Annotated in this window: 8 protein-coding genes; 3 read left to right on the forward strand and 5 right to left on the reverse strand. The window is 32.0% G+C overall.

What is annotated here, in order from left to right:
* Positions 1–286 precede the first annotated feature (286 nt).
* The 3 genes from ACFSSE_RS07700 to ACFSSE_RS07710 all read left to right on the forward strand — a co-directional run bounded on the left by ACFSSE_RS07700 (position 287) and on the right by ACFSSE_RS07710 (position 6,848).
* Positions 287–3,646 carry a leucine--tRNA ligase gene (locus ACFSSE_RS07700; protein WP_379043226.1) on the forward strand — a complete coding sequence of 1,120 codons (3,360 nt, stop codon included), beginning with the start codon at positions 287–289 and terminating at the stop codon, positions 3,644–3,646.
* Between the two features lie 121 nt (positions 3,647–3,767).
* Positions 3,768–4,205, forward strand: a complete 438-nt coding sequence (locus ACFSSE_RS07705) for a hypothetical protein (protein WP_379043229.1) — start codon at positions 3,768–3,770, stop codon at positions 4,203–4,205.
* 141 nt (positions 4,206–4,346) lie between these two features.
* Entirely contained in the window at positions 4,347–6,848 is a 2,502-nt protein-coding gene (locus ACFSSE_RS07710) for a TonB-dependent receptor domain-containing protein (RefSeq protein WP_379043232.1), read from the forward strand.
* 97 nt (positions 6,849–6,945) lie between these two features.
* Here the strand turns inward: ACFSSE_RS07710 and ACFSSE_RS07715 are convergent, their stop codons facing one another.
* The 5 genes from ACFSSE_RS07715 to ACFSSE_RS07735 all read right to left on the reverse strand — a co-directional run bounded on the left by ACFSSE_RS07715 (position 6,946) and on the right by ACFSSE_RS07735 (position 16,140).
* The gene (locus ACFSSE_RS07715; protein WP_379043235.1) at positions 6,946–10,395 is read right to left on the reverse strand and encodes a hypothetical protein; all 3,450 of its coding nucleotides are present in this window, start codon (positions 10,393–10,395) and stop codon (positions 6,946–6,948) included.
* Positions 10,395–14,096: a sensor histidine kinase gene (locus ACFSSE_RS07720; protein WP_379043238.1), complete on the reverse strand. Its 3,702-nt coding sequence runs from the start codon at positions 14,094–14,096 to the stop codon at positions 10,395–10,397. Before ACFSSE_RS07720 ends, ACFSSE_RS07715 begins: the two co-directional genes overlap by 1 nt.
* Positions 14,097–14,198: 102 nt before the next feature.
* Positions 14,199–15,080 carry an ACP S-malonyltransferase gene (fabD, locus tag ACFSSE_RS07725; protein WP_379043241.1) on the reverse strand — a complete coding sequence of 294 codons (882 nt, stop codon included), beginning with the start codon at positions 15,078–15,080 and terminating at the stop codon, positions 14,199–14,201.
* A gap of 28 nt (positions 15,081–15,108) precedes the next feature.
* Positions 15,109–15,723 (reverse strand): GTP cyclohydrolase I FolE, encoded by a 615-nt coding sequence (gene folE, locus ACFSSE_RS07730; RefSeq protein WP_379043244.1) that lies wholly within the window; start codon positions 15,721–15,723, stop codon positions 15,109–15,111.
* Between the two features lie 3 nt (positions 15,724–15,726).
* Positions 15,727–16,140 (reverse strand): 6-pyruvoyl trahydropterin synthase family protein, encoded by a 414-nt coding sequence (locus ACFSSE_RS07735; protein ID WP_379043246.1) that lies wholly within the window; start codon positions 16,138–16,140, stop codon positions 15,727–15,729.
* Positions 16,141–16,418: the final 278 nt, after the last annotated feature.

The following is a 16,418-nucleotide window of genomic DNA, read 5'->3' on the forward strand; positions in this document are numbered from 1 at the left end:
GAAGAGAAAATTCATTTCTATTGGATTTTTATTAGTTTAATAAAAGTATTTAAAACAATTCTACTTTCAAATTAAATACTTTAAATTAATCAGTATTTGCGTTAAGGACAGGAACGACATCCTTTTTTGCTTTCCTTCGACCTTGGCTCAGGATGACAGCAAAAAAGATATAGTGAATGGCGTGTTAAAACGCCCAATAAAATCCATTTATCTTCCTTTTCTAAATAAAAAACTGGTAGGCTGATTTTAAATTTTTATTTTCGCTATTATATTATAAATCGTAAAAATGGATTATCAATTTAAGCAGATAGAAAAAGAGTGGCAAAAATTTTGGGCGGAAAACCAAACCTTTAAAGCAGAGGTAGATGAAAGTAAGCCTAAATATTATGTTTTAGATATGTTTCCTTACCCTAGTGGTGCAGGTTTACACGTTGGACATCCGCTAGGTTATATTGCTTCTGATATATTTTCGAGATATAAAAGACTAAAAGGTTTTAATGTTTTGCACCCAATGGGTTACGATTCTTTTGGATTGCCAGCAGAACAATATGCCATTCAAACAGGTCAACACCCTGCAAAAACTACCGAAACCAACATTAATAGATACAGAGAACAGCTAGATAACTTAGGTTTTTCTTTCGATTGGAGTAAAGAAGTACGCACCAGTTCACCAGAATATTATAAGTGGACCCAGTGGATTTTTATGCAACTGTTTAATTCTTGGTATAACAAGGACACTGATAAAGCCGAACATATTTCAACTTTGATAGAGAAGTTGGAAACCATACCGGCATCAGAAATTAATGCCGTTTGTGATGAAGATATTTTGCCACTTTTACCAAGTGATTGGAGTACTTTAAGCGGTGAAGAGAAACAATCCGAATTGTTAAAATACCGCTTAACTTTTTTGAAAGAAAGCACCGTTAATTGGTGTGCTGCTTTAGGTACTGTTTTAGCCAATGATGAAGTTAAAGATGGTTTTAGCGAACGTGGCGGACACCCTGTTGAGCAAAAGAAAATGATGCAATGGAGTATGCGAATTACCGCTTACGCCGAACGTTTATTACAAGGTTTAAACCATATTGATTGGCCAGAACCACTAAAAGAAATGCAACGCAATTGGATTGGTAAAAGCGTTGGTGCGATGGTAAAGTTTAGCCTCATCCCCAACCCTTCTCCAGAGGAGAAGGGAGCGCAGGAGAATGAAGTGGAATTGCATAATGGAAAGAAGGGTTATGAGACTGCGAATTCTTTTGCTTGGGATTTATTAAAAGAAAATTCTAAAGAGAATAGAAAAAATGCTACTGATGCTGAGATTGTTCTTTGGAATGAGTTGAGAGACAGTCAAACTGGTTTCAAAATCAGAAGACAACATGTAATCGAAGGCTACATAGCTGACTTCGTTTGTTTACCTAAACGTTTGGTTATTGAAGTTGATGGTGGATACCATAACACACCGGAGGCAAACGATTACGACAACCAAAGAACCGTATTCTTAAATAATGCCGGTTTCCAAGTCATCCGTTTTACCAACGAAGAAGTTATAAACAACACCAATAATACTATTGCCACGATAAAAGAAAAACTACAAAGTATATCCATAACGCAAGTGGCTCCTTCTCCTTCGGAGAAGGCGGGGGATGAGGCTTCCTTTATAGAGGTTTTCACAACGAGAGTTGATACACTTTACGGAGTTTCATTTTTAGTAATTGCACCAGAACATGAATTGGTGGCTTCTTTAACCACTCCTGCTCAAAAAGCAGATATTGATAATTATATTTTTGCTACCAAAAAGAAAAGTGAGTTAGACCGTATGTCTGATGTGAAAACCGTTTCTGGAGCTTTTACAGGTAGTTATGCCATTAATCCATTAAGTGGCGAAAAAGTGCCAGTTTGGATTGCTGATTATGTGTTAGCAGGTTATGGAACGGGTGCTGTAATGGCAGTTCCGTCTGGAGATCAACGTGATTTCCTTTTTGCAAAACACTTTAATTTACCAATTATACAAGTAACTGATGCGCAACTTTGCGAAACAGAAGCTGATGCAACTAAAGAAGGTAAATACATTAACTCCGGAATTATTAACGGATTGGGTTATAAAGAAGCATCTCAAAAAATAGTTGAGGCGCTTAAAGAAGTGGGCATGGGTTACGCAAAGGTTAATTTCCGTATGCGTGATGCTATTTTTGGCCGTCAACGTTATTGGGGCGAACCAGTTCCTGTATATTTTAAAAATGGTTTGCCTTATTTAATTGATGAAAGTGAGTTGCCTTTACACTTGCCAGAAGTAGATAAATATTTACCTACCGAAAGTGGCGAACCGCCTTTAGGAAGAGCTAAAGATTGGAAATACCAAAATGAATATGAATATGAGTTGAGCACCATGCCAGGTTGGGCAGGAAGCAGCTGGTATTGGTATCGTTATATGGATGCTAAAAACGATGCAGCTTTTGCCGATAAAGATAAAATAGCTTATTGGAAAGATGTTGATTTATACATTGGTGGAAACGAACATGCTACTGGGCATTTATTGTACAGCCGTTTCTGGAATAAATTTTTGAAGGATTTAGGTTATGTAACCGAAGAAGAACCTTTCAAGAAGTTGATTAATCAAGGTATGATTCAGGGGCGGAGTAGTTTTGTATACAGAATTAGTCTATTAGAGGAAGGTCAAACTCCAATCAATTATTATATTTCTAAAAGGTTTAGTGATGAATATGTAAATCATAAAGGTTTAGGATATGATCTGTTAGATAACTGGGGAATACCATATAAAAAGGGGAATGATATTTTACAAAAATCTTCTCAGAACATTCTATTTACACCACTCCACGTCGATGTGAATATTGTAGAAAACGACATTTTAGACTTAGAAAAATTTAAAGCTTCTAGAGAGGAATATGCAAATGCTGAGTTCATTTTAGAAAGTGGCAAATACATCTGTGGAAGCGAAGTTGAAAAAATGTCTAAATCTAAATTCAACGTGGTTAACCCTGATGATTTAGTAGAACGTTACGGAGCAGATACTTTGCGTATGTACGAGATGTTTTTAGGTCCACTAGAGCAAAGCAAACCATGGAATACAAACGGAATTGAAGGTGTTTTTAAATTCTTGAGAAAATTCTGGAAGTTGTTTCATGATGAAAACTTCAACTTTACCGTTGTAGAAGCCGAACCAACAAAAGCAGAGCTAAAAGCTTTACATAAAATCATCAAAAAAGTAGAAGATGATGTTGAACGTTTTTCTTTCAATACATCTGTATCTAGCTTTATGATTGCAGTAAATGAACTGACGGATTTAAAATGTAACAAGAAAGCTATTTTGCAAGAAATGGTGGTTATCCTATCACCTTATGCACCACACATTTGCGAAGAACTATGGAAACTATTAGGAAACGGTGCCGGAACTTTATCTTATACTGCTTTCCCAACATTTAATCCTGCGCATTTAGTAGAAAATGAGTTTGCATATCCGGTTTCTATTAACGGTAAAACTAAAATGAATTTACTTTTATCATTGGCTTTAGAGCCCGTTGATGTGGAAAAAGAAGTAATGAGCAACGAGCAAGTGTTAAAATATTTAGATGGTAAAAGTCCTAAAAAAGTGATTGTTGTTAAAGGCAGAATTATAAATGTAGTGGTATAATTACGCATTGTTTTTTCAATTTTTTTGGACTTCAATTTAGATGAAAAATACCTAGAAATAGTTATTTCATTTTAATTGTAACAGTTTTACATTTGGCTACGTATAAGCATAAACCGAAATTATGAAAAAACACATCTATTTAGCCCTAACATTATTTTTATTTGTTGGCACAAGCGCAAAAGCGGCTCAGTTTATTGAAAGAGATACTATTGAAAATGTAAGTATTGAAGATGAGAAAATCATTTTTAACGATAATTTAATAGGCAAATTTGAGACAAAAGAACAACAGTCATCTGATGATAAAACAAAAGTTATTAATGTTTTAATTTATAGTACAGAAGGAAGTTTAATTGCAGAATATGATGTTCAACTTTTAAACAAGGAAAAGAAAAACACTGACTCAATTTTATCGGCAAGTGTTAAAACAGTAAAAGATAAGGTAAATCATAACGGATCTAATTTTATTGATTTCCATCATAAAAAAACTGACAAACCAAAAAATGAAATTCTACAACTTAGTAAGGTTGTTAAATATCTGATTGAATATAAATATTTCTAAATATAAATTCGCAGAATATTAAAGCCGCTTTTAGCGGCTTTTTTTATGCGTTCAAAATCAATAAAGAGGTTACAGAAATAATTTGAAAGAATGAGTAACATTGCGGCGCTTATTACATCTTATCTTCATAATATTTAAAATATGAAAAAAATATACCCTTTTTTAATTATACTATTTACTGTTAATAGCGTTTATGCTCAGTTTCCGGGTGGCGCTGCTCAAAGTACCATTACCGGTAAAATAACTGCAACAATTATTGATTCTTTAACTCGTAAACCAGTAGATTACGCTACCATATCACTTTCTAAAAGTGGACAAACAAAATCTACCAATGGTGCTTTGGCTGATGATAAAGGAAGTTTTAAATTAGATAATATTAAAGCTGGTAAATACCGCTTAACCATTTCTTTTATTGGTTATGCTACCAAAATAATTGATCCTGTAGAAACTACATTATCAAAACCAGATTTGAATTTAGGAACTATTATTTTATCGCCAAGTGCTAAAATGCTGAATGAGATAACCGTAACAGGGGAGGCAAATTTGATAGAAAATAAGATTGATAAAATTGTTTATAATGCAGAAAAAGATGTAGCAATTGCAGGCGGAAACTCTACCGATGTTTTACGTAAAGTACCACTACTTTCTGTAGATTATGAGGGTAATTTATCTTTACGTGGCAGCTCAAACGTAAGGGTTTTAATTAACGGAAAACCATCAGGCACAATGGCGGGCAACATGGCTGATGCATTAAAAGCTATACCAGCAGATCAAATTAAAAGTGTAGAGGTGATTACTTCTCCATCTGCTAAATATGATGCTGAAGGAACTTCGGGTATTGTAAATATCATTACCAAAAAATCAAACTTAGAAGGTATTAGTGGTTCTGTAAATGCGGGTGTAGGCACTCGGCAAAATAGTGGTAACGGAAACTTAAATGTAAAAACAGGTAGGTTAACACTTTCTGGTAATGCAGGTGGTTATTACTCTTGGCCACAAACTTCCATTTTAGATTTTAACAAAACAGCTACAGACCAGTCTGTTATTTTAACTCAAAAAGGTAGAAGCACAACAGAACGTTTGGCCTCAAATGGTTCTTTTGGTGCAGATTATGATATCAATAATTACAACTCTATCAGCTCTAGCTTAAAGCTAAATTGGTTTGAGTTTTCTGTAGATGGTGATAATTTTAATGATAATAAATTCGGCAATATTATATCACAATTTAACCGTAATTCTGATAATAAAACAAAAGTAATTGGTTACGATTGGAACAATGATTATACCCACAAATTCAAAAAAGCAGGTCAAGAAGTGTCTTTTGCTTTCCAATTTACCAACAGCAATTTAAACAACGATTACACTTCTGATTTTATATTCCCAACGAATAGTGCATTAAGAGATTCAACAGAGAAAGGAAACAGTGATGCTATAAATAAAGAAAAAACTTTTCAGATAGATTATACGCATCCTTTTAAAAAAGTGATTTGGGAGGTAGGTGTAAAATCTATTTTGAGAGATATTACCAACGATTCTAGAGTTGCTATTAATTACCCACCAAGTGACACTGAATTTATCAATCCAAAAAGAAATTTCTTATATACCTACAATCAAGATGTTTATGCGGCTTACTCTACATTTGGCTTTACTTTAGCTAAAAAATATGGGGTTAAAGCTGGTGCAAGGTTTGAAGGTACTGTAATTAAAGGAAGTGCAAATAGCGCTAGTGTTATAAAACCAATAGATAACAATTACCAAAATGTTACCCCAAGTTTTGTGGTTTCAAGAAGTTTTAAAAACTTTCAAACAGTTAAGTTTAGTTATAACCAACGTTTACAAAGACCAAGTTTGTTTTTCTTAAACCCTTTTAGAAATAGCTCTGATCCTTTGAATGCGAGTGAAGGTAACCCAACTTTATCTCCGGAAGTGGCTAATAATTTTGAGCTTAGCTATTCTACTTTTGTAAAAACGACCATTATAAACGCTTCTGTTTTTTACAGAAAAACAAATGATATTATTGAAAGCGTTGTGAGTAATTACATCACTGAAAGTGGCAAACAAGGATCTTTAACTACCTATAAAAACGTTGGAACAAACAACTCTTTTGGCGTTAACTTTTTTGGTTCAATAAATCCTGTTAAAGCTTTAACCTTAAGAGCCAATTTAAATGTTAATTCTTATAACATTAATTTAAACTCGCAAAACGCAAATATCACCGCTTTAGCAAACAAAATATTTTTCATTTATAATGGCTTTACAAGTGCCACTTATGTTTTTCCTAAGGGTTACACTTTCGAAACCTTTTTAATTACCAGCTCGCCAAGACGTACTTTCCAAGGTAAAAACCCCGCATTTAATATGTGGAGTCTAGGTTTAAAGAAAGAATTGTTTGACAAAAAAGGAAGTATAGGGTTAAATATTATTGATCCTTTTAATGAGCGTAAAAACTTTAAAACAGAGATTAATAGTGCAGATTTTACCCAAAACAGCAATTTCTCTATCCCGTTCCGTTCTTTTGGAGTTAACTTTAGTTGGAGATTTGGTTCTTTAAAAGTGAGCACAAAACCTAAAAAAGGAGTTAAAAACGATGATTTAAAACAAGAAGGCGGACAAACTGGTGGCGGTATGGGAACAGGAAATTAAAATCCTGTTAAGGTAAACGCGATAAATGCTTAAAAAAAAGCCTTAGTTTGCTGTGCAAACTGAGGCTTTTTTGTGATTTGATGATGTCACTTTTAGATTAAAAAAAAGCTCTTACCTGTACGCCGCCAGTATGTATAGTTTTTACATCGTTAGATTTACGACCTTCATAAGTGAAGTTTAATTGTACCCCATTTGATATGGTTCTTTGAAAACCAAACGACCAAGTAAGGTTTTGGCCTGGTTGTAAACCATCTAAAAGTTCATACGCAATAGAAGTGTTGTTTACGCCGTCAAAATCATTATTAATAAAGTTAAACTGAGCAGAAAATGTGCCTTTTTTCACAAGGTTATACCTCACCTCAGACCCAAGTTTTATATTCAAAGTTTCTTCTCCGCCCAAAAGTTCTTCGTTTTTTTGTCTCCTAAAGTTTGATATAAAAGTTGTTTTAAAATCTGTTGTAAATTGGTAGCCAAACTCGGGCTCAATTCCAAAATAGCTGATTTTGTAATTTCTTTCAGCAAATAATTGTGATCTAAAGTCTTTTACTCCGTTGCTAAAACTTAAGTTAAAATTACTTTTTCTGATAAAATTCCACCTTACCCTTAAACCTTGTTCTTGGTTGTCTCTGCTATCAAAACCATTAGTTAACAACAATTTACTCCCAACGTTTTGCATGGTAAAATCAACTCCAAAAACAGGATTAGAACGGTTATAAAACAAGGTATTTCTAATATATGAATTCAAAGAAATTAAATTATTTTCACCAATATTAGTTTGATAAGGGTTAAAAACAATTCCGTCGCCAGCAAGTATCTTTTTGTTAATTCTTAATGAGGTAATATTTGAAAACCTAGCAATTAATTTTGGAAATGCGGATGTTTTATCTTTTAACAACCGAGCAGGATTTAAGTTAAGCGTTTGATTTATATTGGTAAAATTTGACCGCACAAACTCATTATTTGGCCTAAACACTTTTATATATTTTGCTTGATCGGGGTATTTGGAGATTTCAAACTCGTTTAATTCTTTAATTTGATTGTTATTATAATCTATCCAAGCATAAATACCTTGCGCTGCGGCAACCTCTAAATAAACAAATTCTCTTTTTGGCTCTTGTCCGGTTCCTAATTCATAAAAAGATTGTAGGTTAACAAAGCCCTTTAAGCCGGTAAAATTATAATCAATTCTAGCTAATAAAGTTTCTTCGTTTTTGTTTATCGTATCTGTACTTAAATACGCAATTGACCTGTATGAAGCATTTATTGCCAAGTTAGAATTTGCATTTTTGCTCAAAACCAATTTACCTGTAAATGTATTAGCTTTAGAAAAAGATCTTAAATTTTCGTCATTTGGCAACTCATCAAATCTTTGGTTGTAAAGTAGCAAAAACTCTCTTTTTGCACTGTCAGCAGATTTTAAATAAAACTCATAAGCTCTAAAACTAAAAGATTGTGCATTTAAGGTATCAGTAATTTTATTAGCGGTTACATTGTTTTCTTCATTAAAATTGAAACCCGTTTCTAACCATTTAAAACCTTTCGCAATATTAAAATTTTGTTTGTAAAATGTTCCACTTTCTATATTTGTGGTGGTATTTAACAAACTTCCAATATATGCCAATCTGTAATTTTTATAATTATAATTGCCGCTTAAAGCTTGCTGAAAACCATTGTAAACTGCCCCCCTATTAAAGTTTGCAAAACTATAAGCGATATTTCTTTTTTCAGATTTTATCAATTGCATATTAAAAGTGCTCCAATGTTCATCAACAGCTTCTAAAATTGCTCCTCTAAAATTAAAATCTCTATCAAACTCTACCGGGCGGTAACGCTCTAAAGGTTTAAATTGTTTATTCACATACTCGTAACTGGCATTTGTTCTTAATCTTAAACCGGTTGTGTCATTCCCTTTTAAAACCCTAACATCGTTTGCAATTACTTTATAAGCTATTCCTTTATTTTGGGAGTTTTGCAAATCAGAAAATAGGTTAACATCATTATCACTAAAACCTATTTCTGTAAAAAGGTTGGTTTTTTTACTGATTTTGTAGGCTGCATTTAAAGTAATTAATTGTTGTTTCTTTGGCGTGGTTAATAACCTTACTGGCGAATAATCTCCCTGTGGAACCCCGTTTATTGGGGCAACAAAAACATAAACCCGCCCGTTTGCATTAGATGCTGTGTTTATTCTATAATTTCCGCTATTTGCACCAACAAATGAAAACCCAACTCTAAACTTAGCTAACAATGGATTTATGCTGTAAACATACACTCCGTTAAACCCCAAGGTATCTATTCGGGTGTATAAAATTTCGTTCTCATTAAAAGCAACACTATCAATGTTTGGAAAAACGGCTTGGTTAATCTGGTTACCAATACCTCTTAAAAATTCTTGTTGTTGGGTATTTAATTCTTGTAAAATAGGTTTGTTGGGGTTATCCTGTTCAGCATAATAGTTAAAACCAATCTTCAGTTTTTCAGATTTAAAGTTATGATTTACTTGGTATAAACTGCGGGCATAAGCTTTATCAGAATATTCAAATTCAATTACAATACGGGTAAATCTGGTAATTAACCTTTTAGAAGTAAAGGTAAGCTCGGCAGTGTTATAATCCATCACGTAATCGTTATCCTGCCCTCTTAACAGCAAAATACCGTCAATAAAAACTCTTTCCGTACCAGATAAAACGATGATAAATTGTTCGCCGTTATTACCTTGTAAACGGTAAGGTCCTTGGTTTCCTTCTATACCATCAAAACTGTTTCTGGCAGATCGGCCTTTGGCAACGGCAGCAGCAAAGCCAGTTTCGTAAGTATTACTTTTTTTATCCTTTAAAGAATTACTTACTAAAATACCTTGGGTTCTTTTAAAATAATTTGTAAAATAGCTATCAGGTCTGCGTAACTCGTAATCACCAGCTATTAAGGTGGTTTCCTTTCTTTTTAACTGAATAAAAACCCTGTCGAAATCATTTATTTGTTGGGTATTTCCATCTGGCTGTATAGGTAGGTTATCATCAGAAATTGCGGCTAAAATTTCTATCTCATTATTTAGCTTTCCTGATAATTGTAAAACTAAATTAGAATTTACTGCTAAATCTTGGTTATTGCCAAAACCAATACCTCTAGATATACTACCACTTTTATTAAACCCTTCGAAATTAAAAATGGCATTATCTTCTTTAGCTATTTGGTAAATGTAAGCCTTGTTATCAATTACTTCTTCTTCTATCAATTTTGGGTCTTTGTAAAATTGCTTTTTTGAAAGTAGTATAGGTAAGGTTTTATACTGTACAATAATTGAATCTGTTTGAGGTTTTTGCTTCCAAACTAGCACACTTGAAGCATAATTTATTTTATATTGGCTCTCGTTAACTGGTAAAGTACCGCTTAAAATTTTAAAACTATTGGGTAATATACTAAGTGTATCTAAAGCAATAGAATCTTTAACTACAATTTTTTTAAGCTTTATTAACGAGTTATTTTGCGCACAAACAGATATTGTAGCTAGGAGAAACACAAATCCGATTACGCATATTTTATTCATCAATTTACCAATGGTAATGTAATATAGAATGTGGTACCTACATCAATTTCTGTGGTAAAATAAATATTTCCGTTAACATTTTGAATGGCTTGTTTTACAAATGCCAAACCTAAACCTGTACCAGAACTTTTTGTAGTGAAATTAGGTACAAAAATATTATCTCTAGAATTTAGAGGGATGCCAGAGCCATTGTCTTTTATGATAATTTCAATTTTCTTAGCATCTCGTATTCCCAAAATTTTTATGATACCTTGTTTATGCTCTGGTATTGCTTCTATTGCATTCTTCAATAAATTGTTAAAAGAACGCATTAACTGGTCTTTATCAACTCTTACAAAACAATTCTGTAATGATTGCTCATCACAAACAATCTGTATTTTATCCATTTGCTGATAAATTTCTATCGCCTTGCTAAAAGTCTCCAATAAATCTACACGCTCCAATTTAAGCTCTGGCATTTTTGCGAAATTTGAAAACTCAGATGCAATTCTACTTAAACTATCTATTTGCTCTAAAAAAGACTTTCCAAATTTTTGAAATTTCTCATCAAAACGTTCATCCTTTTCTCTCCATGCTCTTTCAAGCATTTGAATTCCCAGTTTTAAGGGCGTAAGTGGGTTTTTTATTTCGTGGGCAACTTGTTTAGCCATTTCTCTCCAAGCGGTTTCTCTTTCAGATTGTGCCATTTTATTGGCATTATCTTCCAAAGTCTCAATCATAGCATTATACTCTGTTATTAAGCTCCCTATCTCATCTTTTCTTTTCCATTCAATAGGTTTATTTTTTCTCCCAATTACAGTTTTAGATATACTTTCTTGAATTAAGCTAAGCGGACTTGTAATTTGATTTGCCACCACAAAAGCAAAAAAAGCAACAGCCACAAATACCAAAACATAAATATTAATTAAAAGGTTTAAAAAAGAACCAATTTTCTGGTTATAATCCTGATTAGAAAAGTAAGGCAATTGCAAATACGCAATAACATCATTTTTAATATTCTTTACTGGCATATATGCCGATGTATATTTTAGCATATTAATATGCTCATCCTGTATAAATTCCGATTTATTTTTAATGTTTAAGTTTAAAAAAGCAACCTCATTCATCCTATCAGCAATTAAACCGATAGCATAAATTTTATACTGGGTAGAGTATAATAGCTTTCCATTAACATCAAACAAATTCAAATCTGTGTTATACATTTTAGAAAACTCTTCAAAAGAAATACTACCTGTATCGTTTATAACTCCTTGCGATTCTCTGTAAATACTTTCTTGAAATGCTGTGGTAATGGTTTTTATTTTACTTTTAATAATGTCTTGTTGCTGCTCTTTATACTGAATAGTGATATAAGAAAAAGTAATGATACCAATAATTAAAAGCGAGGTTACTACGGCAAGCACCAAAGCAATTTGAATACGAGTTTTATATAAAATTTGATTATTTACAGACAAAAGCTTTGTTTTAATTCCTTCAAAATTTAATTTATACAAAGAAAATGTGCTAATTAACCATCTGTTAGATGCTGCAATTAATGCAAATAGTAAAAAAATGATAAAGAAAAAAGAAAGCGAAGCAAGCTCTCGCCAAAAAGTATTTGATGTATGCGTAACTACAATAGTAGTATTGTTTGTTGGTTTATAAATTACATGTTCATAACCTGCTTGCTTTAAAACCACAAACTTTTTAGGCATACCATTAAAAATGGTATTTACTAAATCGTAAACATAAGTGCCATATTGGTTAACCAGCTTTTTATGATCGTAAAAAGCATAAGAATAATCTGTTAAGCCGGATTGCTGGTTTATTTTTCCGTTTTGCAACAATTGCGGAAATGCGCCATATATTTCTAATTGTTTAGAGGTTAACTCTAAAACCAAAGTCCCTGTTTTTAAACTATCATTTCTTATTGGTAAAATGGCAAAATAATTTTGAGTACCAAAGGTGTTATTTAACCTATAAAAATTATTAGTAATTTTTATAGAAGACTGCTCTACTTGATTTCTAAAGCGGTTAATAGCTATGTTTTTACCATAGTTTAATAAAGAGTCTTTTACATTAAACAAATATATTTTATAATCAAATTTACTTAAATAGCCCGCCAAATAATTAGTAGTAATCCAAGAACTTAATTCGGTGTTATTTAAAGTTGAATCTTTTAAAAGTTTATTTATTGTTGCATCTTCTGTAATATCTTTCTCTATTTCTTTAAAAGATATTAAAGCATAAGGATCATCTACACTTTCTAATTTTAAGAGTAGTTTTTTTCTTATTTCCTGATCTTTAAAATTATCGTAAGTATTAAGTTTTAGCGAAACAATTGTGGCAAAAACAAAAGAGACAAATAAAATAGCAGGAAAAATAATTTTTGGATTATTTTGATATAAAAGCTTGCCTATCAATAAAATTAAAACAAAAATAAAAATAAAATAAACAGAATATTGGTTAATTAAAAGCTGGTAAATATTAAATGCTATAAATAAAGCACCTAAAAGTATTAATTTATTACGAACGCTTATTTTTATAAAAAGAGAAAAATGAACTAAAATGTCTATTACCAAATAGTAGCATAATAAAGCCACCATTAGCATAAAAATACTTAAGAAACTTAAAAAATTTAAGTTTACCAGGTTTGATACTTTAAAGTTGATATTGGAATTAAACACCAACCCAAAAAAAACATCAGAATAAAGAAATGATAAGGCTATAATAAAAATAGCGCCATAAACTAAAATAGGATAACCTAGATATGGACTTTTTATAGGTTTAAATAATTTGGTTTTGTAACCATGTATAAAAATCAAAAGCCATAAAAACCCGAAAATATTTAAACATAAATCTGCAAGAGACGAAAAGTAAAAGTTTGAAGCATATATTGAAGGATCAAATAATTTTAAGCTGTATAAAGCATCGGGAAAATGATATTTTAACCCCAAGTATCGTAATAAAGCAATACAAATAAATAAGGTGAAAACTGCCCAAACCGTATTTCCAATACTAGCGTAGTAATTACAAACGCTATTTATTAAAAGAAATAGCGTAAAAAGACCAAAGCACCACATAAAAATTTCAATGTTACTGTATGGTACTTCTACAATTGAGTTTATCCTTTTTATAGAAAAAAGATATTTACCTTCTAGGCTTTCAATATCTACAACAGAAGAATCAGCAATATCTGCTATTTGTATGCTTTTCCTATTAATTATGAACTCAGTTGAATTGGATGCGTTTAAGTATTGGTTATTAAAAGGCAGTTGCTGTTTAATTGGGATAAAAAATAGCACAAAAAAATCTTTATCTGATTTTTTTATCACTTCGTACCATCCGTTTTCATACTCAACAAAGCTTATTCCTTCTTTAATACTAGTAGGGTTGTATGAAGGTATTACCGCATCAGACCAAAAAACAAGATTGTTTTTTTTATAGGTCTGAAAAAATATATTTCTTTCACTAAAATAACTTAAAGTTTGTGTGGCAAGGTTTGCGTCTGTATCTAATTTTTTAAGCTCATTAAATTTATGTTTTACACTTAAGTAATCAAAAACTTGTAACTCTTTTTCATTAATTTTTTCTTTAATTTCATCTGCAATATCATACAGTTTTACCAATTTAGTTGACGCCCACCTTGCTGTTAGCGAAGTGGCAAACAAACCAATTGTAACTAAAAATAATAACCAACGAATTTTTGTAGCTGTTTTCAACCGATAATTTATTACGCTTTTTTAAGAAAGTTTTAAAGATAAATTAACTCTAAAATGAAGCCAAAAAAAAACAGGAATAAATTCCTGTTTTTTTTAACAATTCTAAATACTTGCGCTTTCTGTAGGAATTGATCTATCTACTTTTTTAACCAAGCCTTGTAAAACATTGCCCGGACCAACCTCTGTAAATGATGTTGCGCCATCTTCTAACATTTTTTTCATGGCTTGTGTCCATTTTACTGGTCCAGTTAATTGTGCAATTAAGTTATGCTTAATACTTGCCACATCTTTATAAGGTTTTGCATCTATATTCTGATATACGGCACAAATAGGTTCATTAATTTCTGTAGCTACAATTGCTGCTTCTAATTCTACCTTCGCTGCTTCCATTAAAGGCGAGTGAAATGCACCACCTACATTCAATTTTAAGGCTCTTTTTGCGCCAGCTGCTAACAACAATTCGCAAGCCTTATCAACACCTGCAATGCTACCAGAAATTACCAATTGCCCAGGGCAGTTATAATTTGCAGGTACAACAACATCACTAACGCGTTGGCAAATATCTTCTACAGTAAAATCATCTAAACCTAAAACAGCAGCCATTGTAGATGGTTGTATTTCACAAGCTTTTTGCATGGCATTAGCTCTTTTAGAAACCAAAGTTAAACCATCTTCAAAAGACAAAGCACCAGCAGCCGTTAAAGCAGAAAACTCTCCTAAAGAATGCCCAGCAACCATATCAGGCTTAAAATCAGCTCCCAAAACTTTAGCTAATATTACAGAATGTAAAAATATAGCAGGTTGGGTAACTTTGGTTTGTTTTAAATCTTCATCTGTACCACTAAACATAATATCGGTAATTCTGAAACCTAAAATATCATTTGCTTGCTCAAAAAGTTGTTTTGCTAAGTCAGAATTATCATATAAATCTTTTCCCATTCCCACAAATTGGGCACCTTGTCCTGGAAATACGTATGCTTTCATATTATTTAATTTAAAAGGTTATCGGCTATTAAGCTAAACTAGCTGTAATTAATCGTAAAAATTCAGATCTTGTTTTGTCGTTTTCAAACTCGCCAGTAAAGGCAGATGTAGTGGTTACCGAGTTTTGTTTTTGAATGCCACGCATACTCATGCACATGTGTTTACACTCAATTACAATAGCAACGCCAGCTGGGTTCAAGGTTTCTTGTATGCAGTCTCTAATTTCGTTTGTTAAACGTTCTTGTACTTGTAACCTACGGGCAAAAACATCAACTACTCTGGGTATTTTACTTAAGCCCACAATATGTCCGTTAGGTATATAAGCAATGTGTGCTTTACCAAAAAACGGTAATAAATGGTGCTCGCATAAAGAATAAACCTCAATATCTTTTACTATTACCATTTGGCTATAATCTTCTTTAAACATAGCCGATTTTAAAATTTCGGAAGCATTTAAATCATAACCATGTGTTAAGTATTGCAAAGCTTTTGCGGCTCTTTCTGGTGTTTTAAGTAAGCCTTCTCTATTTGGGTTTTCGCCAATGGCTCCCAAAATTTGTTGGTAATGTTTTGCAATATCATTTACTGCTTCTACATTATAAGTATCAATTTTTTGGTAACCTTTATCGCTATTATCGCTCATTTTCTAATCTCCAAAATACTCCACGTAATTATTAGCTGTTTCGTAAAGTTTAATGCAATGCAAAGCAGCTCCTTTTTCTATAATTTTTTGAGCCAATTGTTTCCAAATCTCTATAGCTAAAACCTCTGTTGATGCCATTTTACCTTTCATAAAATCAACATCTAAGTTTAAGTTTCTATGGTCAAGCTTATCAACTACGTTCACTAAAATAATGTCTTTTAGTTCTTTTAAATCTATAACAAAACCAGTTTCTTCATTTATTTCTCCTTTTACAGTTACAAACAAATCGTAATTATGACCATGCCAATTAGAATTTGCACACCTACCAAAAACCTCTTCGTTTTTCTCTTTACTCCAATCTTCGCGGTAAAGTTTATGAGCAGCATTAAAATGCTCTTTTCTTGTAATATAAATCATTTTTTAAAAAATAATCGCAAATATACGGAAAGGATTTACAAGGATTAAGAACTATTGACGCAATGTTATTAAATTTGCCTTTTGTGTAGCATCCATAAATTAATAATTTAAAACTAAATATTAGTTTTTGAGTGTTTTAACACGCTGTTCGCTATATCTTTTTCCCGAAAAAGGAAAAAAGGATGCCGCTACCATCGTTAACACAAAAAATCATTTAAACAATTAAAAAACACAATCCTGTTTCATTTATAAAATAATTAAGTGGACTTTGTGTTTAA

It is taken from the genome of Pedobacter alpinus (assembly GCF_042684645.1).
Lineage (GTDB): Bacteria > Bacteroidota > Bacteroidia > Sphingobacteriales > Sphingobacteriaceae > Pseudopedobacter > Pseudopedobacter alpinus.